This window comes from Sphingomonas sp. (genome assembly GCF_035758555.1).
Classification (GTDB): Bacteria; Pseudomonadota; Alphaproteobacteria; order Sphingomonadales; family Sphingomonadaceae; genus Sphingomonas_B.
This window is the reverse complement of sequence record NZ_DASTXI010000218.1, coordinates 1-22,210: the sequence shown is the minus strand read 5'-3', so window position 1 is coordinate 22,210 and position 22,210 is coordinate 1. Positions and strand designations below refer to the sequence as shown.

The window sequence follows — 22,210 nt, the reverse complement described above, 5'->3', positions numbered from 1 at the left end:
TCGGGCGTGACGAAAGGCGACGGCGCCTCCTCGACCACTTTCTGGTGCCGCCTCTGGATCGAGCATTCGCGCTCGCCCAGATAGACGATGTTGCCTTGGCTGTCGCCGAGCACCTGGATTTCGATGTGGCGCGGGCTTTCGATGAACTTCTCGATGAACACGCGATCGTCGCCGAATGACGCAAGCCCTTCGCGCTTGGTCGCCTCGAAGCCCTCGCGCACGTCCTGTTCGGACCAGGCCAGCCGCATGCCCTTGCCGCCGCCGCCGGCCGAGGCCTTCATCATCACCGGATAACCGATGTCGGACGCGATCCGCACCGCCTCGTCGGTGTCGGCGATCTCGCCCAGATAGCCGGGCACGACGTTGACGCCGGCCTGGCTGGCGAGCTTCTTCGACTCGATCTTGTAGCCCATCGCCGCAATGGCATTGGGGGGAGGCCCGATGAAGGCGATGCCGTTGTCAGCCAGCAGCTGCGCGAAGCTGGTCCGCTCCGACAGGAAGCCATAGCCCGGATGCACCGCCTCCGCGCCCGTTTCCTTGCAGGCGAGCAGGATCAGGTCGGCGCGGAGATAGCTTTCGCTGGCCGGCGGCGGCCCCAGCCGCACCGCCTCGTCCGCCATCATCACATGCGGCGCCCGCGCGTCGGCATCGGAGTAAACCGCGACCGTCTGGATGCCCATCTTGCGGCACGTCCGGATCACCCGGCACGCAATCTCGCCCCGATTGGCGATCAGGATTTTCTTGAACACTATTGTTTCTTCCGTTCTCGAATGAGCAGCCACAGGCTGACGCCCCAGAGCGCGAGGACAACCGCAGATTTGACAGCGATGGGCACCCGAACAGCTTCCGCGCAAGTTTCCCACGCTGCCGTGCGATCAGCGCAGTCGAACCCGGCGTCGACATAATTCACGACGGCGAAGAACAGCCAACCAATTAAGGCCAGCGAAACCAGCATGAAGCCGACGAAGAGCGCGTGATACCGACTCACTCCGCCGCCACCCGCATCGGCTCTTCCCCTTCCAGCGGCGTCAGGCCGAATTTGGCGAGTAGGGCAGCATCCTTGTCATCGCCGGCGTTGGGCGCCGTGAGCAGCTTGTCGCCGGTGAAGATGCTGTTTGCGCCGGCGAGGAAGCACAGCGCTTGCGTCGCCTCGCTCATGCTCTCGCGGCCGGCGGAAAGGCGGACCATGCTCATCGGCATGGTGATCCGCGCGACGGCGACGGTGCGGACGAACTCGATGTCGTCGATCTTGGCGAGCGGCGTGTCGGCCAGCATGTCGCCCAGGACCGTGCCTTTCACCGGCACCAGCGCGTTGACGGGCACGCTTTCCGGGTGGCGCGGCAGGGTCGCGAGGGCGTGAATGAAGCCGACCCGGTCCTCGCGCGTCTCGCCCATGCCGACGATGCCGCCGCAGCAGACGTTGATGCCGGCGGAGCGGACGTTCTCCAGCGTGTCCAGCCGGTCCTCGAACGACCGCGTGGTGATGATGTTGCCGTAGCGCTCCGGCGAGGTGTCGATATTGTGGTTGTAATAATCGAGGCCCGCATCGGCGAGCGTCCGGGCCTGGGACGGCGTCAGCATGCCTAATGTCATGCAGGTTTCCAGCCCCATGTCGCGGACGCCCTTCACCATCTCGACGATGGCGGGCATGTCCTTGTCCTTGGGGTTGCGCCAGGCCGCGCCCATGCAGAAACGCTGCGACCCCGCATCCTTCGCCTGCGCGGCCATCTGCAGGACCGAGCGGACGTCCATCAGCTTGGTGGCTTTGACGCCGCTATCGGCGTGGGCGGACTGGGAGCAATAGCCGCAATCCTCCGGGCAGCCGCCGGTCTTGATGCTGAGCAGGGTGCAGAGCTGGATTTGATCCGGCGCATGGTGCGCGCGGTGGACGGTCGCGGCGCGGAAGAGGAGGTCGGTGAAGGGGAGCGCGAAGAGGGTTCGGATTTCATCACGGGTCCAGTCGGTGCGCACCTCCCCGTGCCCCTGCGAAAGCAGGGGCCCAGAGTCGGTGTTCCATCCTTTGGCGCCCTGGGCTCCTGCTTTCGCAGGAGCACTGGTCAGCATTTCACTCACTCCGCAGCTTCCTCCACCGGGGGCATGTTATGGCCGAGCAGGCGCAGCACGTCCGCCGCGCTGTCGACGATGTTGGTTCCGGGCCCGTAGATGCCGGCGACGCCGCGTTCGCGTAAGTAATCGTAGTCCTGCGCGGGGATCACGCCGCCGGCGATGACGCGGATGTCGGGGCGGCCATTCTCGCGCAGCAGCCGCACCAGTTCCGGGATCAGCGTCTTGTGCCCGGCGGCGAGGCTGGAGGCGCCGACCACGTCGACGTCCTTCTCCAGCGCCAGCACCAGCGTTTCCTCCGGCGTCTGGAACAGTGGTCCGCTGACCACCTCGAAACCCATGTCCGAAAAGGCGGAGGCGACCACATTCGCACCGCGATCGTGCCCGTCCTGCCCCATCTTCGCGACCAGCAGCCGCGGCTTGCGGCCGCGGCGGCGCTCAAACGCGGCGATGCCGTCGACGACCTGCGTCCAGCGGTCCTCGTCCCTGTAGGCGGCGCCGTAGACGCCCCTCACCGGCGTCGGCACTGTCTCGTAGCGGCCGAAGCCGTCCTCCATGGCCTTGGAGATTTCGCCGAGCGTCGCGCGGGCGCGGGCGCACTCTATGGCCCGAGCCAAAAGATTGTTTGCCAAACCCCGTTCGCTTCGAGCGTAGTCGAGAAGCGCTGGCTCGGAGCCGGTGGACGCGCGTTTCTCGACTTCGCTCGAAACGAACGGGATTGGGTTGGCCGCACAGTGGCGGAGAGCCTCCAGCGCCGCCTGGCATACTGCCTCGTCGCGCGCGGCTTTTACGCGATTGATCCGCGCGATCTGCGCTTCCCTCACCCGGTGGTTGTCGACCTCGAGAATCTCGATCTCGCTTTCCTCAGCGGGCCGGTATTTGTTGACACCGACGATGACATCTTCGCCGCGATCGACCCTCGCCTGCTTGGCGGCTGCGGCTTCCTCGATCATCGCCTTGGGCCAGCCGGCGGCGACCGCCTTAGCCATGCCTCCTTCGGCTTCGACGCGCTCGATGATTTCCCAGGCCTTTTCGGCAAGCTCGTTGGTCAGCGCCTCAATGTAGTAGCTGCCGCCCAGCGGATCGACGACCTTCGTGATCCCCGTCTCTTCCTGGATCACCAGCTGCGTGTTGCGCGCGATCCGGGCGGAGAAGTCGGTGGGGAGCGCGATCGCTTCGTCGAGTGCATTGGTGTGAAGGCTCTGCGTGCCGCCCAGCACCGCCGCCATCGCCTCGATCGTGGTGCGGATGACGTTGTTGTACGGGTCCTGCTCCTGCAGGCTCACGCCCGACGTCTGGCAGTGGGTCCGGAGCATCTTCGAACGCTCCTGCTTGGCGCCCAGCATCGTCATCGCGCGGTGCCACAACAGGCGGGCGGCGCGCAGCTTCGCCACCTCCATGAAGAAGTTCATGCCGATGTTGAAGAAGAAGCTCAAACGTCCTGCAAAGGCGTCGATATCGAGCCCGCTTTCCTGCGCGGCGCGAACATAGGCCATGCCGTCCGCAAGCGTGAACGCCAGCTCCTGCACGATCGTCGAGCCGGCCTCCTGAATGTGATAGCCGGAGATGGAGATCGAGTTGAACTTCGGCATGTGCGCCGAGGTGTAGCCGATGATGTCGGAAACGATCCGCATGCTCGGTTCGGGCGGATAGATATAGGTGTTCCGCACCATGAACTCTTTCAGGATGTCGTTCTGGATGGTGCCGTCGAGCTTGTCCTGAGAGACGCCCTGCTCTTCCGCGGCGACGATGAAGAAAGCCAGGATCGGGATGACCGCGCCGTTCATCGTCATCGAAACGGACATCTGGTCGAGCGGAATGCCGTCGAACAGGATTTTCATGTCTTCGACGGTGTCGATCGCGACGCCTGCCTTACCGACATCGCCGGTAACGCGGGGATGGTCGCTGTCATAGCCGCGATGGGTGGCGAGGTCGAAAGCGACCGACAGGCCCTTCTGCCCGGCGGCGAGATTGCGGCGGTAGAAGGCGTTCGATTCCTCGGCGGTGGAGAAGCCGGCATATTGGCGGATCGTCCAGGGGCGGCCGGCATACATGGATGCGCGCACGCCGCGGGTGAACGGCGCGAAACCGGGGAGGCCGGGATCGAGGTCCGCAGTGTCCTCCGCCGTGTAGAGCGGCTTGACGTCGATCCCCTCCGGCGTCGCCCAAGTGAGGTCGCGGCCTTTCACTTCTTTCGCGGCGAGGGCGGACCAGTCCCCGAGATTCGGCTTGTCAGTCATACAAAATCCGTTCGTGTCGAGCGAAGTCGAGACACGCGAGCGCGGAGTGCGTCAAGAGTTTCTCGACTTCGCTCGAAACGAACGGCGACGCTCAGCGCCCCCGAAACTCCGCCTTGCGCTTCTGGAGGAAAGCCATCCCGCCCTCCATCGAGTCCGCCGTCCCGCGCATGTCGCGCTGCACCTCCGCCTCACGCTGGAGCGCGTCTGCATAGGAGCCGTCCAGCGCCGCGTGCAGGTTGCGACGGATGCCGCCCAGCGCCCGCGTCGGCCCGGCGGCGAGGCGCCTGGCCAGCGCCAGCGCTTCGGCGTCGAGCGCGTCGTCGGAAACGACCTTTTGGACCATGCCCCACGCCAGCGCCTTTTCCGCGCCGACGCGTTCGCCCAGCATCATCATTTCCGCCGCCCGCGCGCGGCCGATCAGGCGCGGCAGCATCCAGCTCGCGCCGCCGTCGGGCACCAGGCCGATATTGACGAAGGCCTGGAGGAAATAGGCGGTCTGGCTCGCGACCACGAAGTCCGCCGCGAGCGCGAGGGAGCAGCCGATCCCCGCCGCCGCCCCGCGCACCGCGCTCACCACGGGCACGTCGAGTTCGGCCAGCGCGAGCATGGCGGGACTGTAATGGTCGGTCAGCGCCGTGTAGGTCGCCTCACCCGGGTCGACGCCCGGCGCCAGCGCCCCGCCCATAAGGTCTGCGCCGGAGCAGAAGGCCCTGCCCTCGCCCGAGATCAGTACCGCGCGGGCGCCGTCGAGCTCGCCGATCGCCGCGCGGAGCTCGTCGAACATCGCCGGCAGGGCGGCGTTCAGCCGCTCGGGCCGGTTAAGGGTGACGATGAGGACGTCGCCGTCGCGGTGGGTGCGGATGGTCTGGTATTCGCTCAAAACTCACTCCGTTCGTTTCGAGCGAAGTCGAGAAGCGACTGCTCGGCTCCCAAGCGTGTCTCGACTTCGCTCGACACGAACGGGATGGGAAATGATCGCGCGCCCATCAATGATTGCGCGGCGTTTCCATGATCTCCGTCAGCACGCCGCCCATGTCCTTCGGGTGCACAAAGAAGATCGGCGTCCCGTGCGCCCCGATCCGCGGTTCGCCGAGCACCTTGCAGCCCCTGCCCTCGAACCAGGCCTTGGCTTCGTGAATGTCGGGCACTTCATAGCAGACATGATGCTGCCCGCCCGCCGGGTTCTTCGCGAGAAAGCCGTGGATCGGCGAGCTTTCGCCCAACGGCTCGATCAGCTCGATCTGGGTTCCCTGTCCTGAGCCTGTCGAAGGAGGCGTCTCGACGAAGCAAACCTTCACACCCTGCTTCGGCAGATCGAACGGCGCCCGGATCACCTCCGCCCCCATCACATCGCGGTAGAATGCGATGGCGTTTTCGATCGACGGAGTGGCGACCCCGACATGATTCAGGCGGCCGAGTTTCATGAATTATGCTCTTTCAACGATCTGCCAGTGGAAGCCCGATAAAAGTCGAGGCCCAACGGTGTAATATAATAGACCGCCACCCAACCGGTATAGCCATCATTTGAAAGCATGACGCGTCGTCTGGCCAGAATGCCAACTCTCTCCAGACTATTAATTGTAAGCGGATCTTCACCAGCAAACGCACTACCGACATGCGGTGTTTCAATATTGTTGCCGGCGCGAACGCGGGGAAGGGCCCACCATACTGCCCAAGATGGCCAAGTTAGGTTCAATGCCCCATGGCGACGCTCCCATCCAGCCGGACGCCCATCGGTACAAGGCAGCGGGCCGACCGCTTCGGAAACGATATGATCTAAAGCGAGCTCAATCGAACTTGAAAGATTGTTGCGCCCTGCGTCGTCGATTTCCTCGACTGCGTACGACCAGCCGTTCATCACCTTATCTAGCAGCTTAGCCTCGCTTGGTCCGAGCATCGCCATCATATCAGAGAATATTGCGTGCTTGTTTGAGCCGCGCACTGCGGCGTCTGCTATTAGACCAGCCCACCAATCTGTAATCTTCGGATCATCGGCCGAGAATGATGCATCAACGATCAATCTCATCGCCAGCCCAGGCGAAAGTGGCGTAACCCTATTTTCCGGTGCTATCTGCTTCGCTCGTGTAAAAATTTTTGCAAGTCGGTCATTCAGATAAGCCTTCAGCTGATCGCCGAGTGCTTCCGCGCTGGGGCCAAGCAATTTGTCGGCAGCCCACTTCGTAGCTCCGGAACCAGCCAAAATCGCAGCCGCGTCGACCAACTCACCAGGCATGTCAAAACCTCATAGCGGAATATTGTCATGCTTCTTCCACGGGTTTTCGAGCTGTTTGTTCCGCAGCTTGCGTAGCCCCAGCGCAATCCGCCGGCGCGTGGAGTGGGGCATTATCACTTCGTCGATGAAGCCCTTGCTGGCCGCGACGAAAGGGTTGGCGAAGCGGGCTTCGTACTCGGCGGTGCGTTCGGCGATTTCCTCCGGCGTGCGCCCACGGAAGATGATCTCGACCGCGCCTTTGGCGCCCATCACGGCGATTTCGGCGGTGGGCCACGCATAGTTCAGGTCGCCGCGCAGATGCTTGCTTGCCATGACGTCGTAGGCGCCGCCATAGGCCTTGCGGGTGATGACGGTGATCTTGGGGACGGTCGCCTCGGCATAGGCGAAGAGCAGTTTCGCGCCGTGCTTGATGATGCCGTTATGCTCCTGCGCGACGCCGGGGAGGAAGCCGGGCACGTCGACGAACGTCACGATCGGAATATCAAACGCGTCGCAGAAGCGGACGAAGCGGCCAGCCTTCTTGGAGCTGTTGATGTCGAGCACGCCGGCGAGCACCATCGGCTGGTTGGCGACGATGCCGACGGTGCGGCCCTCGATTCTGCCGAAGCCGATGATGATGTTGCCCGCATGCGCCGGCTGCAGCTCGAAGAAGTCCCCTTCGTCGACCGTCTTCCGGATCAGCTCGTGCATGTCATAGGGCTGGTTGGCGCTGGCCGGGACCAGCGTGTCGAGGCTCTCGTCGGCGCGGTCCCAGGGATCGGTGGTCGGCCGCTCGGGCACATGCTCGCGATTGGACAGCGGCAGGAAATCGATGAAGTCCCGCGCGGCGAGCAGCGCGTCGATGTCGTTCTCGAACGCCACGTCTGCCACGCCCGACTTGGTGGTGTGGGTGATTGCGCCGCCCAGTTCCTCCTGCGTCACCACTTCGTTGGTGACGGTCTTCACCACATCCGGGCCGGTCACGAACATGTAGCTCGAATCCTTCACCATGAAGATGAAGTCGGTCATCGCCGGCGAATAGACGGCGCCGCCCGCGCAGGGGCCCATGATCAGGCTGAGCTGCGGCACCACGCCCGAGGCGAGCACATTGCGCTGGAACACTTCGGCATAGCCGCCGAGGCTCGCCACGCCTTCCTGGATGCGCGCGCCGCCGGAATCATTGAGGCCGATCACCGGCGCGCCGACCTTCAGCGCCATGTCCATGATCTTGCAGATCTTCTGCGCATGGCGTTCCGAGAGCGAGCCGCCGAAGACGGTGAAATCCTGACTGAACACGAAGACGAGGCGGCCGTTGATCGTGCCCGACCCGGTGACGACGCCGTCGCCGGGGATGCGCTGCTCCTCCATGCCGAAATCGACGCAGTTGTGCTCGACATACATGTCGAGTTCCTCGAACGAGCCTTGGTCGAGCAGCACCTCGATCCGCTCCCGAGCGGTCAGCTTGCCCTTGGCGTGCTGCGCATCGATGCGCTTTTGCCCGCCGCCCAGCTTTGCCGCGGCGCGGCGGCGTTCCAGTTCCTCGAGGATCGTCTGCATGGCGCCGCGTCATTCCAAGCTTTAGCGCGGAAGGCAATGCCGCGTGCTGCCTGGGAGTTGTTCACGCGAAGCCGCGAAGGGGAAGGTAGGTTGGTTCACGCGGAGGCGCGGAGGGTGTACGCATCTCTCCCGCGCGTAGCGCAAAAGAAGCCTTCGGTCGGGAATTGGTTGCGACTTTGTCGCTGAAGCAGACCCTCCGCGCCTCCGCGCCTCCGCGCGAACAATTCTTCTCTTCGCGCCTTCGCGGCTTCGCGTGCACCGATCAGACCTTGACGATCCCCCGCTCGATCAGGCTGCGCGCGGTGTCGACGATCGTGTCGTCCACCGGCCGCGGTTCCCAGCCGAGCTTGTCCTTCGCATGGGCCGAGGAGCTGATCTTCACCCGCCCCAGCTCGCTCGCGACCTGACCGAGCTCGGGGATGAAGCGGCCGACGATGCGGACCAGGAAATCGGGCATGCGGCGGGTCGGCACCTTGCGCGCCTCCGGGCCGAGGCGGTCGCGGAGGATGTGCGCGATGTCCATCAGCTTCAGGAACGGGCCGGAGGCGATGAAGCGCTCGCCCGCGACATGCTCGGCGGTGAGGCAGCGGACGTGCAGGTCCGCGACGTCGCGCACGTCGACGATACCGAAGCCGAGGTCCGGCACGCCGGGCATGGCACCTTCCAGCAGCTTCTTGACCGCCTCGATCGAGGGCGAGAAGTCGCGGCCGAGCACGGGACCCAGCACCGCAGCCGGGTTCACCGTCACGAACTCCAGGCCACCGCCTTCCGCCGCGACCCATTGCCGCGCGGCGCGCTCGGCGATGGTCTTGGATTTCGGGTAAGCATAGGTGCGCGGGTCGTCGAGGTTGGACCAGTCGGCCTCGCTGAACTCCGTCCGGTCCTTCGAATGACCATAGGCAATCGCCGCAACTGAGGAGGTCATCACGAAGCGCTTCACGCCCGCGCCCTTCGCAAATCGGAGGGCGCGGAGCGCACCGTCGCGCGCCGGCACGATCAGCTCGTCCTCGTGCCGCGGGGCGTTCGGCGGGATCGGCGAGGCGACGTGCGCGACATGGGTGCAGCCCTCGACCGCCTCCGCCCAACCGGGATCGCTGGTCAGGTCGGCAGCGAAGAAGCGGAGCTTGCCATTGTCGACGCCCAGCCAGTCGCGGACTTCGCTCTCGCGCGTCAGCGAGCGGATGGTGGTGTTCACCTCCCAACCCGCCTCGATCAGCTGCCGGATCGCAAAGCCCGCGATATAGCCGCTGCCGCCCGTCACCAGCACCCGCGTCATGGCCGCCTCCCCCGCACTTAGGTTTCGATTTGAAACCTACCCCCGCCTGCTGGCGACGTCAAGGCGTCATCCGCTTGCATCGGCCCCGCCGCCGACTAAGGATTGGCCAAGGGGAGTCCTGAATGACCGACAAGAGCGTGTATCCGGTGCCGCAGGAATGGGCGAAGCGGGCCCGCGTCAATGCCGAGAAATATGCGCAGCTCTATGGCCGCGCGCTGGCCGATCCGGGCAGTTTCTGGCTGGAGCAGGCGCGGCGGCTCGATTGGATCAAGCGGCCGGAAATCGCCGGCGACTGGTCGTTCCGCGAGGAAGATTTCCACATCAGCTGGTTCCCGGACGGAAAGCTCAACGCATCGGCGAACTGCATCGACCGGCACCTGAAGACGCGCCCCGACCAGGTCGCGATCCTGTGGGAGCCGGACGAGCCCGGCGAGGAAGCGCGGCGCTTCACCTATCGCGAGTTGCATGCCGAGGTCTGCCGCTTCGCGAACGCGCTGAAAGGCCAGGGCGTCCAGAAGGGCGACCGCGTCACCATCTACATGCCGATGATCCCGGAAGCGGCGTTCGCGATCCTCGCCTGCGCGCGGATCGGGGCAATCCACTCGGTCGTGTTCGGCGGCTTCTCGCCGGAGGCGCTGGCCGGGCGCATCCAGGACTGCGATTCGAAGATCGTCGTCACTGCCGACGAAGGGCGGCGCGGCGGCAAGCGCGTGCCGCTGAAGGCCAATGTCGACGCAGCTGCGGCGCATGCTTCCAGCATGGAAAAGGTTGTCGTGGTCCGTGCGACCGGCGGCGAAGTTCCGATGACGCCGGGCCGCGACGCCTGGTATCACGATCTTGCTCGCGAAGTAGAGGCGGATTGCCCGTGCGAGCCGATGGGCGCCGAGGAGCCGCTGTTCATCCTCTATACGTCGGGCTCGACGGGCAAGCCCAAGGGCGTGCTGCACACGACCGGCGGCTACCTTGTCTGGGTCGCGCTGACCCACGAGCTGACGTTCGATTACCACCCCGGCACGATCTATTGGTGCGCGGCCGATATCGGCTGGGTGACTGGCCACAGCTATATCCTCTACGGCCCGCTCGCGAACGGCGCGACGACGGTGATGTACGAAGGCGTGCCGAACTGGCCGACGCCCAGCCGCATCTGGGAAGTGGTCGACAAGCACGGGATCGAGATCGTCTACACCGCCCCCACCGCGCTGCGGGCGCTGATGCGCGAAGGCGACGACTGGGTGAAGCGCACCAGCCGCGGCTCGCTCAGGCTGCTCGGCACCGTCGGCGAGCCGATCAACCCGGAGGCGTGGCGCTGGTACCACGACATAGTCGGCGACGGCCGCTGCCCGATCATCGACACCTGGTGGCAGACGGAGACCGGCGGCACGATGATCGCCCCCCTGCCCGGCGCGACCGACCTGAAGCCCGGCTCCGCAACCAAGCCGATGCCCGGCATCGACCCGCAGATCGTCGATGCAGACGGCAATGTCCTGCAGGGCGCGGCGGAGGGCAATCTGGTCATCGCCAAGAGCTGGCCGGGTCAGATGCGCACCGTCTGGGGCGATCATGGCCGCTTCTTCCAGACCTATTTCGCGACCTATCCGGGCAAATACTTCACCGGCGACGGCGCAAGGCGCGACGAGGATGGCTATTACTGGATCACCGGCCGCGTCGACGATGTGCTGAACGTGTCCGGCCACCGGATGGGCACGGCGGAAATCGAAAGCGCGCTGGTGCTGCACCCCAAGGTCGCTGAAGCCGCGGTGGTCGGCATGCCGCACGACATCAAGGGCCAGGGCATCTACGCCTATGTCACGTTGAATGCCGGCGAGGAACCGAGCGAGGACCTCAAGGCCCAGCTCATCAAATGGGTGCGGACAGAGATCGGGCCGATCGCCTGCCCCGACGTGATCCAGTTTGCGCCAGGCTTGCCGAAGACGCGGAGCGGCAAGATCATGCGGCGCATCCTCCGCAAGATCGCGGAAGGCGACGTCTCGAACCTCGGCGACATCTCGACCTTGGCCGACCCCGCTGTCGTCGACGACCTGCTCGCCAACCGCGCCGCATGATCGAAGGCGCCGGCACCGCCCAGCGCGTGCTGCGCATCGGGCTGGTCGTCGCGCTGGCGCTGCTCGGGCTATGGGTGGCGCTGCCGTTCGTGCCGGCCTTGCTATGGGCAGTCGTGCTCGCGATCGCGGTGGCCCCCGTCTATGGGCGAGCGGAGGCGCGCTGGCCGGCGGGCAAGACGGTGTGGCTGCCATTGCTGTTCACGGCTGCAATCGGGCTGGCAGTGCTGATCCCTTTGGGGCTCGGCATCGTCCGCGCCGCGCAGGAAGCGCATGATCTCGCGGCCTGGCTGGCTTCGGCTCGCGCGCACGGCATTCCCGAACCCGCCTGGGCCGCTGGCCTCCCCTTTCCGCACAGGGCGCTCGACGATTGGTGGGTCGCGAACCTGGGCACGGCGGAAGCGGCGCAGCGCCAGCTCGGCCACCTCACCGATCCCGAGATGATCGCCCGGTCGCGCGCGATCGGCGGACATGCGGTGCGCAAGGCGGTGGTGTTCGCCTTCACCCTGCTCGCCTTCTTCTTCATGCTGCGCCACCAGGACGACATTGCCCGTCAGGCGCGGCGTGCCGGCGACCGGCTGTTCGGCCCGGCCGGCGAGCGGATCGGCGAGCAGATGATCCGCTCCGTCCGCGGCACGATCGACGGGCTGGTGCTGGTCGGCATCGGCGAAGGCGTGGTGATGGCGATCGGCTATATCGCCTCGGGCGTGCCGCACCCTGTGCTGCTGGGCGCCGCGACCGCGGTGGCGGCAATGATCCCGTTCGGCGCCGCGGTCCTGATCGGCCTCGCGGCGCTGATGCTGCTCGGCCAGGGCGCGGTCGGCTGGGCGATCGCGATCGTCGCGCTGGGCGCGGCCGTCATCTTCATCGCAGACCATTTCGTGCGTCCGGTGCTGATCGGCGGCGCGACGCGCCTCCCTTTCCTGTGGGTGCTGATCGGCATCCTCGGCGGGGTGGAGGCGTTCGGCCTGCTCGGCCTGTTCATCGGCCCTGCGGTGATGGCTGCGCTGATCCTGCTCTGGCGGGAGCTGGTCGCGAACGGCTAGCGGCTGGCGACCTGCCGCGTATCCGCGCCGTCCCTGCCATAGGCGTCGTCCAGATACAGCACGCGCCCGTCAGCGGCCTCAGCCGTCAGATATGTCAGATAGACGGGCACCGGCCGCGGCAGCGCGACCGTCTGTTCGGGCGCATTGCTTTTGGCCACCAGCGGCTTCCCGAACAGCCATTCACCCAGCCGTTCGGCATCCTCCAACCGCACGCAGCCCGAGCTGAAATAGCGCGGGTTCCTGTCGAACAGCGCCCGCTCCGGCGTGTCGTGGAGGTAGATGCCGAGATCGTTGGGGAACATGAATTTGACCTTCCCCATTGCGTTCGATGGCCCCGGCATCTGCCGCACGCGCAGCTGTTCCTCGCCCGACGCGACCGCCTTCCAGTCGATGTCGGACGGATCGAGCCGCTCTGCGTGCGCGCTCCAGTCGGACAGCGCCTCGAAACCTGCCTTCTGCAGCGTCCCGCGGGCGAACACGCCCGATGCGGCCTTGTGCTGGACCAGGTCCGGCGGAACGTTCCAATACGGATTGAGGATCGCATAGCGCACCATGCCGGCCAGCAGCGGCGTCTGCTCGCCGGGTTTGCCGACGATGACCTTCATCCGCCCCGCTTCCATGCCGTCGTCATAATAGACCAGCTGCTGCGCAGCCTCGTTGACGGTGATGTGGCGGACGTCCGGCCCCGGCAGCACACGCGCGCGGTCGAGATTGAGCGTGAGGACACGGTCGTACCAGCCGGGATTGCGGTTCAGCGCGGCAATCGTGCCCGCGCCGACGATGCCATCCGGCTTCAGCCCGTGCGCGGCCTGAAAGTCGGTTACCGCCGCGGCGACGGCCTTGTCGAACCGCTCGCCGGGCGGCAGCCCGAGCCGGTCGCGGAGCAGGCGCACCCGCTCGCCTCTCTTTCCGACCCTCAGCGCTGTTCCGCGCGGGATATCGACCGACGGCAGCCGGTCCCAGCGTTCGCGGCGCTCGGCGAGCGCCTGCCGCAGGCCGGCATAGGCCGGATCCATCCAGCCCATCTGCGTCACATAGGCGCCGATATCGCGGGCAAGGCTGGCGCCGCGCAGGGCCTCGGCCTCGCTCAGCTTCTGCGGTACCAACTCCTCGTCGAGATAGCGGATCTTCGCGTTCGGGGCGCGGCGGACGTCGCGCACGTAGCGTGCAAATGCCTGCGATAGCGCAATCTCGGCCCTTGCCAGCGCCTCGGGCGAGCCGCCGCGCGCGCGCTCAGCCGCCTCTCGAACGTCGCGGACGTCATAGTCGCGCGGCTCCAGACCATCGAGCTCGGCCGTCTCGAGATAGGCGATCAGCCGATCCGCCGCCGGCGCGACCGCACCGTTCCTTATCCAGAGCGGCCAGAAGCCCCGCGCCGCATAGACCGGCTTCAGCTTGCCGCCGACTTCCGACTTGACTTCCAGCGCCACGGCATCCGGGCCGGTGCCGGCCCGCAAGGCCGCTGGCGCCGCCAGCATCAGCGCGGCAATGAACGCGCCGCAAACCCTGTTGTGCAACGTATCGATACTCCGCTCACGGGGAAGCGAGCGCTGCCCCTTGTCGCAAGGAACAACGCTCGCTCAGCCGTTTAGATGCCGCGTTCTCCGGTCGGAGCGGGCGGAGGCGGGGGCGGAGGCGGCGGCGGGCACGGCGGCGCCTGGAACGCCACATACATGCCGTCGGTGGTGTAATAGCCGTCGGCGATGCCGTCGCCGTCGCGATCGGCCGCGACACTGCCGGCGATCGCGCCCGGACCGGCGGGCGGCGCCGGAGCGACTGCCATTTCGTCGTGATTGGCGCACGCAGTCAGGCCGCCGGCAGCGGCGGTGAGCAGCACAGCTATGCTAAGGACCCTCATTGTCTGTCTCCCGGAACAGCGTCCCGTCCGCAAGGGAGCGGCGGTCCGCATCGGGCGAACGTCACTGCGGCGCACTCGTTCCCTCGCGGTAACGGCGTACCGTGCGGCACGGACGACGGGTGGAGGATCGGGAGCGTCAGCTGTCCGCGCCGAGGTGCCGAAGTCCGGGCTGGAGATCGGCGCAAAAGGCTGCCAAGGATGCTGCCGACAAGGTTTCTCACGCGATCGATGGCCAATCCTCCCCTCCACCCGATGCTGCAGCAGGCGGTGCAGCTCTCCGTCGCCGGCCGCAATGCCGAGGCCGTGCTGATCGTCACGCAGATGGCGGCGCAGAACCAGCCGCAAGCGATGGCGATGCTCGCGGAAATGAAGTGGCGCGGCGGCCTGGTGCCGCAGGACCCGACGGCGGCGCGCGAACTCTATCGCCGCGCAGCCGCGCTCGGCCACAAACAGTCGGCGGAAATCACCACCAACCTGATGGCGAACGGCGTGGCCGGTCCGCGCGACTGGCAAGGCGCGCTCGCGCGGCTGCGGGACGAAGCACGCAACAATCCGAAACGCAAGCTGGCGCTTGGCGTCCTCGACAAGATGACGCTGACAGAGAACGGCGACCCGGCGCGGCTGCCGCCCGCGGAAACGCTCGCCGAACGGCCGGACGTGCGGCGGATCGAGCGGCTCTTCACTGCCGGCGAGTGCGACTATCTCCGCCAGCTCGCAGAGCCCGAATGTATGCCGTCCGTTGTCAATGACGCGATGGGGCGCCAGGTGCGCGATCCGATCCGCACCTCGGACGGCGCGACGATCCATTGGATGATCGAGGATCCAGCCGTCCATGCGCTCAACCGCCGGCTGGCAGCCGCGAGCGGGACGGCGTTCGAGCAAGGGGAAGCGACGCTGATCCTGCGGTACAGGGGGGGGCAGGAATATAAGCCGCATTTCGACTTTGTGCGTTCCGAGCAGAACCAGCGGTTCAGGACCGCGCTCGTCTATTTGAACCACGACTATAAGGGCGGCGAGACCGTGTTCCCGGAAATCGGCCTCAGCGTGAAGGGCCGCAAGGGCGACGCGCTGATCTTCACCAGCGCCCTCCCCGACCGCTCCGTCGACCCGCTGTCGAAACACGCCGGCATGCCGGTCAGCGGCGGCGTGAAATATCTCTGCACAAAGTGGATCAGGGAGAAAAGGTGGATCGCTTAGTTGAGTCTATAGCCAATCTTCGGGCACCATTGCTTGGTGCAGGACGCGAAGCACCGCGATGGATTTTCCGTCAAAATCATAGAACAAGTGGTGACTACCTAGACTAACGTAGCGCACCGGCGGCCGGATGCCGGGATAGAGCGGCCCGGATTCAGGATAGTTCAGCAGTCGGTCGAGCGCGCGCTCGATACGGTTCATGTAATCATCGGCGACGCTCGCGCCGAACTCCTGAATGCTGTAGTGCTCGATCGCGCGGAGATCGTCCCGCGCATTCGGCAGAATCGTCAGCTGCCTCATGCGGCGACAGAGCGGGCGGCTCGAAGTTCGGCGAAAAACTCCCTGTAGTCCTGCCCTTCTCCAGACGCCCGTCCCTTGTCGATTTCCGCCTGCAGCCAGGCGAGACGAGCCGCACGCTCCTCATCGGCGCGGAGGATTTCGCGTATATAGTCGCTGGCGCTGCTGTAGCGGCCGGTGGCGACCTGATCGTCGACCCATTTCTTCAGGCCGTCGGGAAGCGAAACGTTGATCTGCGCCATGGCAGCAGCACTCCTACATTTTCGCGCAATATAGCATCCTAACGCAGCAGCACCAATTCCTCGGCCATGCTCGGGTGCAGCGCGACCGTGTCGTCGAACGCTTTCTTGTTGAGGCCCGCCTTCACCGCGACCGCGGCGGCCTGGAGGATTTCGGGGGCATCCGGGCCGATCATGTGGAGGCCGAGGATGCGGTCCGTCTCCGCCTCGCAGACCATCTTGTAGAGCGCGCGCTCGGTGCGGTTGGCGAGCACGTTCTTCATCGGGCGGAAATCCGACGAATAGACGCGCACCGCGCCATATTTCTGCCGTGCCTGGCTTTCGGTCAGGCCGACGCCGGCGAGCGGCGGATGGCTGAACACGGCCGAGGGGATGCAATGGTAATCGACGCGCCACGGCTTGTTGCCGAACACCGTATCGGCAAAGGCCTGGCCCTCGCGGATCGCGACCGGGGTCAACTGCACGCGATTGGTGACGTCGCCGACGGCATAGATGCTGTCGACGCTCGACCGGCTGTCATCGTCGACGACCACCGCGCCCTTGGCGTCCAGCTTCACGCCCGCCTCCTCCAGCCCCAAGCCCTTGGTGTGCGGCGCACGGCCCGTGGCGAACAGCACCAGGTCCACGTCGAGCGGTTCGCAGCTGTCGAAGCTTACGCGCAACCCTTCGTCGCCTTTTTCGATCCGCTCGAAACGGGAGTTGAACTGGAACTTGATCCCCTTGGTCATCGAGATCTGCAGCAGCCGGTCGCGCACGCTTTCGTCATAGCCGCGCAGGATCACGTCGCTGCGGTTGACCAGCGTCACGTCCGAGCCGAGCTGATGGAAGATGCCGGCGAATTCGTTGGCGATATAGCCGCCGCCGGCGATCAGCACGCGCCGGGGCAGCGTTTCGAGGTGGAACACTTCGTTCGAGGTGATGCCGTGCTCCGCGCCCTGCAGGTCCGGGACCACCGGCCAGGCACCGGTCGCGATCAGGATGAAGCGCGCGCTGATCTCGCGGCCGCTGGCGAGCTTAACGCTGTGCGGCCCGGTCACCGTCGCGCGTTCGAGGATGATCTCGACATCGTTATTATTGAGCGTGGTCGTGTAGGCCTGGTTCAGCCGCTCGACCTCGGCGAGGACATTGTCGCGGAGCGTCGGCCAGTCGAACGCGCATTGCGGCACGTCCCAGCCGAAGCGGCGCGCATCGGCCAGGTCCTCGGCGAAATGGGCGCCGTAGACGAGCAATTTCTTGGGCACGCAGCCGCGGATCACGCAGGTGCCGCCGACCTTGTGCTCCTCCGCCAGCGCGACTTTCGCGCCATGCGCCGCCGAGACGCGCGCCGCGCGCACGCCACCGGAGCCGCCGCCGATCACGAACAGGTCGTAGTCGAAATCTGCCATGTCTCGTCCTCTATCGCCGCGGCTGGAGCCAGACGGCCTTGTGCGGGAAATCGGTCACGATGCGAAAGCGGCGCAGCAGCTTGACCCCCACATTCGCGTCGGCCGCATTCGGCTGCTCGTCGATCGCGGCGCGCACGTTGCGGAAGGTCACGCCCGCGATGCGCACCGACCGAAGCGTGACGACCCGCCGCTTGACCGCCCCGCCGATGCCGCCGCCTTCCTCATGCAAATGCTCGCGGTCGAGTAGCCCCAGACGCGCGGCATAGGCCTTGCCGATCAGCATGTGCGAACCGTTGCCGAGATCGAACTCGGCGCGCACGGGCGCTTTACCCTCGATCGAGACCGGGATGGTTTCATTGCCGTGGAAGGTCTTGAGCGGCAGCTGCACGCCTTTCGGCCTGGCGTTTGCCGGCAGCGGACGGATCGTGCGACCTTCGATGTCGATCGCGAGGCGGCCCGCATCGAACAGCTCGCGCCCGACGATCGCATTCAGCCGATGGCCGAACAGGCGCGCGCCGACATCGTCCAGGTCCATCACGGCCACGGTCACGTCCGGCAGCTTCACGCCCAGCGCCTCGACACGGACGCCCTCGACCAGCTGCGCCTTCGCCTTGCCGGCACCGGAGCCGCGCGCCATCACGGCTTCGCCTTCCCCGACGCCTGTCTGGGCAGCGAATTCGTCGTCGAGCACCGTCACTTCCGCGGCGGAATCGAGCACCGCCTCGGTCTCGGCCCCGTTGACGCGGGCGGGAATGAAGAGGCGGTCGCCGCGCACGGTCAGCGCCGCGGCCAACGCGAGGGAAACGATCATCCGAACGCCCGCGCGATCAGCGCCTGGGTCGAGGGATCAAAGCCCTCGGTTCCTTCCTGCTCGATCGACTTCGCGATCTGCTTGCCAAGCTCCACGCCGAACTGATCGAACGGATTGATGCCGAGCAGCACGGCGTTCGCGAACGTCCGGTGCTCGTAAAAGGCGATCAGCGCGCCGAGGCTCGCCGGGTCGACCCGCTCAAGCAGGATCGTCGAGGACGGCCGGTCGCCGGGATAGGCGCGCTGCGGGTCGTCGCTGGCCTTGCCCGCCATCAGCGCCGCCCCTTGCGCGAAGCAGTTGGTCAGCAGCGCCTGGTGATGCGCCTCGTCCTGATGATCGCCGGCCTCGACTGCCGCGACGAACTCGACCGGCACCAGCCGGGTGCCTTGGTGGAGCAGCTGGAACACGGCGTGCTGCGCATCGGTACCGACCCCGCCCCAGGTGATCGGCGCGGTCGGCCAGGCCAGCGCCTCGCCTTCCGGAGTCACCCGTTTGCCGTTCGATTCCATCTCCAGCTGCTGGAGGTAGGATGGCAGCAGCCGCAGCCGTTCGTCATAGGCGAATACTGCGCGCGTCTCGCAGCCGCGCAGCTGCGTGTAGTAGAGGTCCGCAAAGGCAGCGAGCAAAGGCGCGTTGCGCGCCGGTTCGGCAAAGCGGAAATGCCGGTCCATCTCTGCGGCGCCTTCCAGCAGGCTTTCGAACGCGTCCCAGCCGAGCCCCAGCGCGACGGGAAAGCCGATCGACGACCACAGCGAGTAGCGCCCGCCGACGCTCTCCGCGAACGGCAGGATGCGCGTCTCGTCGACGCCCCATTCCATCGCCTTGTCGGGAGACGCGGTTAGCGCAACGACATGGCCATAGGGGTCCTCGACGCCCGCTTCCGCCATCCAGGCGAGGGCGCTTGCCGCGTTCAGCATCGTCTCGCTGGTCGTGAACGTCTTGGACGCGATCACCAGCAGGGTCGCGTTCGGATCGAACCGGCGGATCGCTTCCTCCAGCGCGGCGCCGTCGACGTTCGAGACGATCGCGACGTCATAGCGCTCTGCATCGCGGCCCAGCGCATCGATCAGCAGGTCCGGCCCCAGCGCCGATCCGCCGATGCCGATATGCAGCACGTGCCGGATGTCGCCCAGCGCGCCCGCCTCGATCGCGTCGATCAGCGCCCGCATCCGCTTGTGAAACGCCCGCGCCTGCGCGACGCTTTCCGGCGCGCCCTCGCCGCGCTCGGCAGTATGCTCGGCCGCCCGCCCTTCGCTGGTGTTGACGATCTTGCCGGCGAACAGCGCGTCGCGCGCCGCGCCGATGCCGCGCTGATCCGCGAGCGCAACAAACTGCCCGACCAGGTCTTCGGTCAGGTGCGTCTTCGACCAGTCGAAATACAGCCCCGCCGCGTCCAGCGTCAGCCGCTCCAGGCGCTTCGGATCGTCCGCGAACAACTCACCGAGCGTCCGCCGCTCATGATCGACAGGCCAGCCCATCCAATATCTCCTCGCGCCGCGCTTCTAGCCGGGGGAGCCGCGCATGCAAGCGGCCGGCGTCAGGCGATCAGAAGCGCGCGCTCAGCCCGACGGTAAAGCGCCTCGGAGCGCCCGGCCCGAGACTGCGCGGGTCGCTTGCGCCCTGTGCCTCGGTCAGCACGACCTCGTCGGTTGCGCCGAAAGCTCCGAAGGTGGCGTAACGGGCGTCGAAAATATTCCCGACCTCGGCGAACATGGTCAGCGCCCCGGCGAGGCGGACCGAGCCGCGCAGGTTTGCAAGGAAATACGGGGCGGTGCGGCGCTCCAGATTGGCTTCGTCGCCGAACAGATACTGCCCCGACGCGGCCTCAACGTCGCCGCCTAGGCTCCAGCCCTCGCCCGCATAATCGATGGCGACCGTTCCCCGGTGCCGTGGCACGCCGGGCAAGCGGTCGCCCGGTTGGACGGCGATCCTCCCCTGATCGTCCGCCTGCGGATTGTCGGCCGCGTTCAGCAGCAGCGGCGACCGATAGGTCGCGTCCGTGAAGGCATAGCCGGCGCGGATGCTGAGCGCGCCCCGCCGATAGCCAAGCGTCGCTTCCAGCCCCTGGCGGCGCGTTCGTCCGATATTGCGGAAAAAGGCCCTGCCGCGCGTGGTCGACACGACAAACTGGATGTCGTCCCGGCTGGTCGTCCGGTAGCCGGTGACGAGCCAGTCAAATCTGCCCGCTCGCCCCTGCGCGCCCAACTCGATGCTACCGGCGACCACCTGCTTCAACGGCGGATCGGCGACGAAGAAATTGGTCAGGCTGCACGGTGCGTTCTCGTCCGCGCACGACAATTCGGCCGGCGTGGGCGCGCGATTGCTTTGCGCATAGCCGGCGCGCAGCTTCAGCGCCGGCCTCGATTGCCAATTCAGCTCCAGGCCGGGGTTCAACCGGCGAAAGCGATGGGTTCCGTCGAGCGCGCTGCCGATCCGGTCATCCAGCGCGATCCGCGCCTCGTTCCAGCGAAGCCCCGCCTCGAGCGTCAGGCCGGGCGCGATCGGCAGCGTCTCGGAAACGAACAGGCCGGTGTAGCGGGTCCGCGCGACCAGCGAGACCGGTGCGATCGCGCCGTCGGGCTGGTCGATCACCGGACCAAGCCCATCGACGCCGCGCGTGAGAGTCAGCGCCCCCAGCTCGGTGCTGCTGTCGAACCGGGTCCGACTGCGGTCGTGGCTGAATCCGGCGGCCAGCACATTCTCGCCGCCGCCGAGCGGCCTGCGGTCGACGATCTGCGCGAGCACGCCTTTCGCGATGGTCCGGGTCCGGCTGCCGTTGAGCACACCATAGACGCGGCCACCGAGCAGATCCGGCACCTCGTCGCCATCGGCACCGACCAGCACCGACTCCTCGTTGCCGGCGGCGGTCTCAAGGCATAGCAGGCCGGCTTCCTCGTCAGCGTCGCAAGGCTCGATATCGGCAGCATCGCCATTCAGCGTGCGCTGGTTCAGCTGCTGCAGATAAAGACTGGCTTCGATCCGCGTCTGCCCGCCCAAGGCCAGCCAGGGATGGAGGCTGACACGGCCGTATCGATTGCGGGTGTTGTCAGGATGGGTGAAGACGGCGCGCCGGTCCCCCCTCAGCAGCTCGACCGGGGCGCTGCCATTGCCGGTCAGGTCGGTGTCCGCGCCGATCAGCTTCAGATGAAGGCCGCCATCGCTTCCGTCCCAGCCGAGATCGGCATAGCCGTTGAGGAGCGTGGAGGGGGAAAAGCGGCGCCAGCCTCCCTCATGACTTTGCTGAAGCGCGACATAGGCGCTCCCCCGTTCGCCGCTCCAGCCGGCTTCGGCGACGCCCTCCGCTGCGCCATAGCTCCCCAGGCTCCCGGACAGCAACAGCCCCGGCGCCGATCGGCCTGTCTTGGTTGCAATCACGACGGCCCCGCCCAACGCATTGAGGCCATAGACCGGGCTTGTATCGAGCAGATCGACCCGCTCGATTGCCGCCTCCGGCAGCAGATCGAACTGCACTGTATCGCCGAACGGCTGGTTGAAGCGGACGCCGTCCAGATACACCGCAAGGCCCTGCGCCTGGCCCTGCAGCGGCGACGCGGTGAAACCGCGGTAGACGAGGTTCGGTTGCCAGGGATTGCCTTGCGCGTCCTGAAGCGACAGCGCCGGCGCCGACCGCGCCAGCGCCTGGAGCAGGTCCGGGCGGCCGGCACCGCGGATCGCGGCGGAATCGGCGCTCAGCGCTTCGTCGAGATCGCTGCCGCCGCCCGGCGCCGTAACGATGATCGGGTCGGCCTTTTGCGCAGCGGCCGGCACCGGCCCGATCATCAGCGCTATCGTACCTGCCCAACCAACCCGCATGCGACCTCCTGCTCCAGCGGCGCTTAGGGGTGCCTCCGGGCCGAATCCATGAACAAATCTCCGCCCGCCGCGCTGTAAGCCGCAAGCCGCTCATGCAAGGAGGTGTGGCATGGCCAAGGAAAACGATCCCGACATCATCGTCGGCCGCGACGACGCGC

General features: G+C 66.4%; 20 protein-coding genes. 3 read left to right on the top strand and 17 right to left on the bottom strand.

Annotated elements, in window-relative coordinates:
* The 9 genes from VFT73_RS12970 to VFT73_RS12930 form a co-directional block, all read right to left on the bottom strand.
* Window positions 1-749 (bottom strand): biotin carboxylase N-terminal domain-containing protein (locus VFT73_RS12970; RefSeq protein ID WP_326411788.1); only part of this gene is annotated, 749 nt, incomplete at its 3' end.
* Window positions 749-988: a hypothetical protein gene (locus VFT73_RS12965; RefSeq protein ID WP_326411785.1), complete on the bottom strand. Its 240-nt coding sequence runs from the start codon at window positions 986-988 to the stop codon at window positions 749-751. The genes VFT73_RS12970 and VFT73_RS12965, both read right to left, overlap by 1 nt.
* The gene (bioB, locus tag VFT73_RS12960) at window positions 985-2,064 is read right to left on the bottom strand and encodes a biotin synthase BioB (RefSeq protein ID WP_414712826.1); all 1,080 of its coding nucleotides are present in this window, start codon (window positions 2,062-2,064) and stop codon (window positions 985-987) included. The genes VFT73_RS12965 and bioB overlap by 4 nt, the downstream gene beginning before the upstream one ends.
* Window positions 2,065-2,069: 5 nt before the next feature.
* A complete protein-coding gene (gene scpA / locus VFT73_RS12955) occupies window positions 2,070-4,304 on the bottom strand; it encodes a methylmalonyl-CoA mutase (protein ID WP_326411781.1) in 2,235 nt (744 codons plus the stop codon).
* 91 nt (window positions 4,305-4,395) lie between these two features.
* Window positions 4,396-5,184 carry an enoyl-CoA hydratase-related protein gene (locus VFT73_RS12950; RefSeq protein ID WP_326411779.1) on the bottom strand — a complete coding sequence of 263 codons (789 nt, stop codon included), beginning with the start codon at window positions 5,182-5,184 and terminating at the stop codon, window positions 4,396-4,398.
* A gap of 106 nt (window positions 5,185-5,290) precedes the next feature.
* Window positions 5,291-5,728, bottom strand: coding sequence for a methylmalonyl-CoA epimerase (mce, locus tag VFT73_RS12945; RefSeq protein WP_326411776.1), 438 nt, complete (start codon window positions 5,726-5,728; stop codon window positions 5,291-5,293).
* Complete coding sequence (locus tag VFT73_RS12940) at window positions 5,725-6,537, bottom strand: hypothetical protein (protein ID WP_326411774.1); 813 nt, start codon at window positions 6,535-6,537, stop codon at window positions 5,725-5,727. The genes mce and VFT73_RS12940 overlap by 4 nt, the downstream gene beginning before the upstream one ends.
* Before the next feature lie 9 nt (window positions 6,538-6,546).
* Window positions 6,547-8,073 carry an acyl-CoA carboxylase subunit beta gene (locus VFT73_RS12935; protein ID WP_326411772.1) on the bottom strand — a complete coding sequence of 509 codons (1,527 nt, stop codon included), beginning with the start codon at window positions 8,071-8,073 and terminating at the stop codon, window positions 6,547-6,549.
* A 262-nt stretch (window positions 8,074-8,335) separates the two neighbouring features.
* Window positions 8,336-9,349 carry an NAD-dependent epimerase/dehydratase family protein gene (locus tag VFT73_RS12930; protein ID WP_326411770.1) on the bottom strand — a complete coding sequence of 338 codons (1,014 nt, stop codon included), beginning with the start codon at window positions 9,347-9,349 and terminating at the stop codon, window positions 8,336-8,338.
* Between the two features lie 122 nt (window positions 9,350-9,471).
* Here VFT73_RS12930 and acs point away from each other — a divergent pair, with 122 nt between their 5' ends.
* Window positions 9,472-11,412, top strand: coding sequence for an acetate--CoA ligase (gene acs / locus VFT73_RS12925; RefSeq protein ID WP_326411768.1), 1,941 nt, complete (start codon window positions 9,472-9,474; stop codon window positions 11,410-11,412).
* On the top strand, window positions 11,409-12,455 hold the full coding sequence (locus VFT73_RS12920; RefSeq protein WP_326411766.1) for an AI-2E family transporter: 1,047 nt from the start codon (window positions 11,409-11,411) through the stop codon (window positions 12,453-12,455). The genes acs and VFT73_RS12920 overlap by 4 nt, the downstream gene beginning before the upstream one ends.
* On the opposite strand, the gene VFT73_RS12915 is transcribed toward VFT73_RS12920, so the two are convergent.
* Window positions 12,452-13,972: a L,D-transpeptidase family protein gene (locus VFT73_RS12915; protein WP_326411764.1), complete on the bottom strand. Its 1,521-nt coding sequence runs from the start codon at window positions 13,970-13,972 to the stop codon at window positions 12,452-12,454. The two genes, VFT73_RS12920 and VFT73_RS12915, sit on opposite strands and share 4 nt — an antisense overlap.
* A 71-nt stretch (window positions 13,973-14,043) precedes the next feature.
* The gene (locus tag VFT73_RS12910; protein ID WP_326411762.1) at window positions 14,044-14,313 is read right to left on the bottom strand and encodes a hypothetical protein; all 270 of its coding nucleotides are present in this window, start codon (window positions 14,311-14,313) and stop codon (window positions 14,044-14,046) included.
* A 228-nt stretch (window positions 14,314-14,541) separates the two neighbouring features.
* Here VFT73_RS12910 and VFT73_RS12905 point away from each other — a divergent pair, with 228 nt between their 5' ends.
* Window positions 14,542-15,510 carry a 2OG-Fe(II) oxygenase gene (locus VFT73_RS12905; protein ID WP_326411760.1) on the top strand — a complete coding sequence of 323 codons (969 nt, stop codon included), beginning with the start codon at window positions 14,542-14,544 and terminating at the stop codon, window positions 15,508-15,510.
* Between the two features lie 6 nt (window positions 15,511-15,516).
* Here VFT73_RS12905 and VFT73_RS12900 read toward each other — a convergent pair whose 3' ends face one another.
* The 6 genes from VFT73_RS12900 to VFT73_RS12875 all read right to left on the bottom strand — a co-directional run bounded on the left by VFT73_RS12900 (window position 15,517) and on the right by VFT73_RS12875 (window position 22,052).
* Window positions 15,517-15,807 carry a type II toxin-antitoxin system RelE/ParE family toxin gene (locus VFT73_RS12900; RefSeq protein WP_326411758.1) on the bottom strand — a complete coding sequence of 97 codons (291 nt, stop codon included), beginning with the start codon at window positions 15,805-15,807 and terminating at the stop codon, window positions 15,517-15,519.
* Window positions 15,804-16,046 carry a type II toxin-antitoxin system ParD family antitoxin gene (locus tag VFT73_RS12895; protein WP_326411755.1) on the bottom strand — a complete coding sequence of 81 codons (243 nt, stop codon included), beginning with the start codon at window positions 16,044-16,046 and terminating at the stop codon, window positions 15,804-15,806. Before VFT73_RS12895 ends, VFT73_RS12900 begins: the two co-directional genes overlap by 4 nt.
* Window positions 16,047-16,084: 38 nt before the next feature.
* Window positions 16,085-17,428: a glutathione-disulfide reductase gene (gorA, locus tag VFT73_RS12890; protein ID WP_326411753.1), complete on the bottom strand. Its 1,344-nt coding sequence runs from the start codon at window positions 17,426-17,428 to the stop codon at window positions 16,085-16,087.
* A gap of 10 nt (window positions 17,429-17,438) precedes the next feature.
* Entirely contained in the window at window positions 17,439-18,239 is an 801-nt protein-coding gene (locus tag VFT73_RS12885) for an aspartyl protease family protein (protein ID WP_326411751.1), read from the bottom strand.
* Window positions 18,236-19,717, bottom strand: coding sequence for a glucose-6-phosphate isomerase (pgi, locus tag VFT73_RS12880; RefSeq protein ID WP_326411749.1), 1,482 nt, complete (start codon window positions 19,715-19,717; stop codon window positions 18,236-18,238). Before pgi ends, VFT73_RS12885 begins: the two co-directional genes overlap by 4 nt.
* A gap of 67 nt (window positions 19,718-19,784) precedes the next feature.
* The gene (locus VFT73_RS12875) at window positions 19,785-22,052 is read right to left on the bottom strand and encodes a TonB-dependent receptor (protein ID WP_326411748.1); all 2,268 of its coding nucleotides are present in this window, start codon (window positions 22,050-22,052) and stop codon (window positions 19,785-19,787) included.
* Window positions 22,053-22,210: the final 158 nt, after the last annotated feature.

What these genes read in the sequence shown, in the direction of transcription:
- VFT73_RS12900 (WP_326411758.1), bottom strand. Translation starts at nt 15,807, where the DNA reads ATGAGGCAGCTGACGATTCTGCCGAATGCGCGGGACGATCTCCGCGCG.
- VFT73_RS12935 (WP_326411772.1), bottom strand. Translation starts at nt 8,073, where the DNA reads ATGCAGACGATCCTCGAGGAACTGGAACGCCGCCGCGCCGCGGCAAAG.
- VFT73_RS12940 (WP_326411774.1), bottom strand. Translation starts at nt 6,537, where the DNA reads ATGCCTGGTGAGTTGGTCGACGCGGCTGCGATTTTGGCTGGTTCCGGA.
- VFT73_RS12875 (WP_326411748.1), bottom strand. Translation starts at nt 22,052, where the DNA reads ATGCGGGTTGGTTGGGCAGGTACGATAGCGCTGATGATCGGGCCGGTG.
- acs (WP_326411768.1), top strand. Translation starts at nt 9,472, where the DNA reads ATGACCGACAAGAGCGTGTATCCGGTGCCGCAGGAATGGGCGAAGCGG.
- VFT73_RS12910 (WP_326411762.1), bottom strand. Translation starts at nt 14,313, where the DNA reads ATGAGGGTCCTTAGCATAGCTGTGCTGCTCACCGCCGCTGCCGGCGGC.
- VFT73_RS12885 (WP_326411751.1), bottom strand. Translation starts at nt 18,239, where the DNA reads ATGATCGTTTCCCTCGCGTTGGCCGCGGCGCTGACCGTGCGCGGCGAC.
- VFT73_RS12920 (WP_326411766.1), top strand. Translation starts at nt 11,409, where the DNA reads ATGATCGAAGGCGCCGGCACCGCCCAGCGCGTGCTGCGCATCGGGCTG.
- mce (WP_326411776.1), bottom strand. Translation starts at nt 5,728, where the DNA reads ATGAAACTCGGCCGCCTGAATCATGTCGGGGTCGCCACTCCGTCGATC.
- VFT73_RS12895 (WP_326411755.1), bottom strand. Translation starts at nt 16,046, where the DNA reads ATGGCGCAGATCAACGTTTCGCTTCCCGACGGCCTGAAGAAATGGGTC.
- VFT73_RS12930 (WP_326411770.1), bottom strand. Translation starts at nt 9,349, where the DNA reads ATGACGCGGGTGCTGGTGACGGGCGGCAGCGGCTATATCGCGGGCTTT.
- pgi (WP_326411749.1), bottom strand. Translation starts at nt 19,717, where the DNA reads ATGGGCTGGCCTGTCGATCATGAGCGGCGGACGCTCGGTGAGTTGTTC.
- bioB (WP_414712826.1), bottom strand. Translation starts at nt 2,064, where the DNA reads ATGCTGACCAGTGCTCCTGCGAAAGCAGGAGCCCAGGGCGCCAAAGGA.
- gorA (WP_326411753.1), bottom strand. Translation starts at nt 17,428, where the DNA reads ATGGCAGATTTCGACTACGACCTGTTCGTGATCGGCGGCGGCTCCGGT.
- VFT73_RS12905 (WP_326411760.1), top strand. Translation starts at nt 14,542, where the DNA reads ATGGCCAATCCTCCCCTCCACCCGATGCTGCAGCAGGCGGTGCAGCTC.
- scpA (WP_326411781.1), bottom strand. Translation starts at nt 4,304, where the DNA reads ATGACTGACAAGCCGAATCTCGGGGACTGGTCCGCCCTCGCCGCGAAA.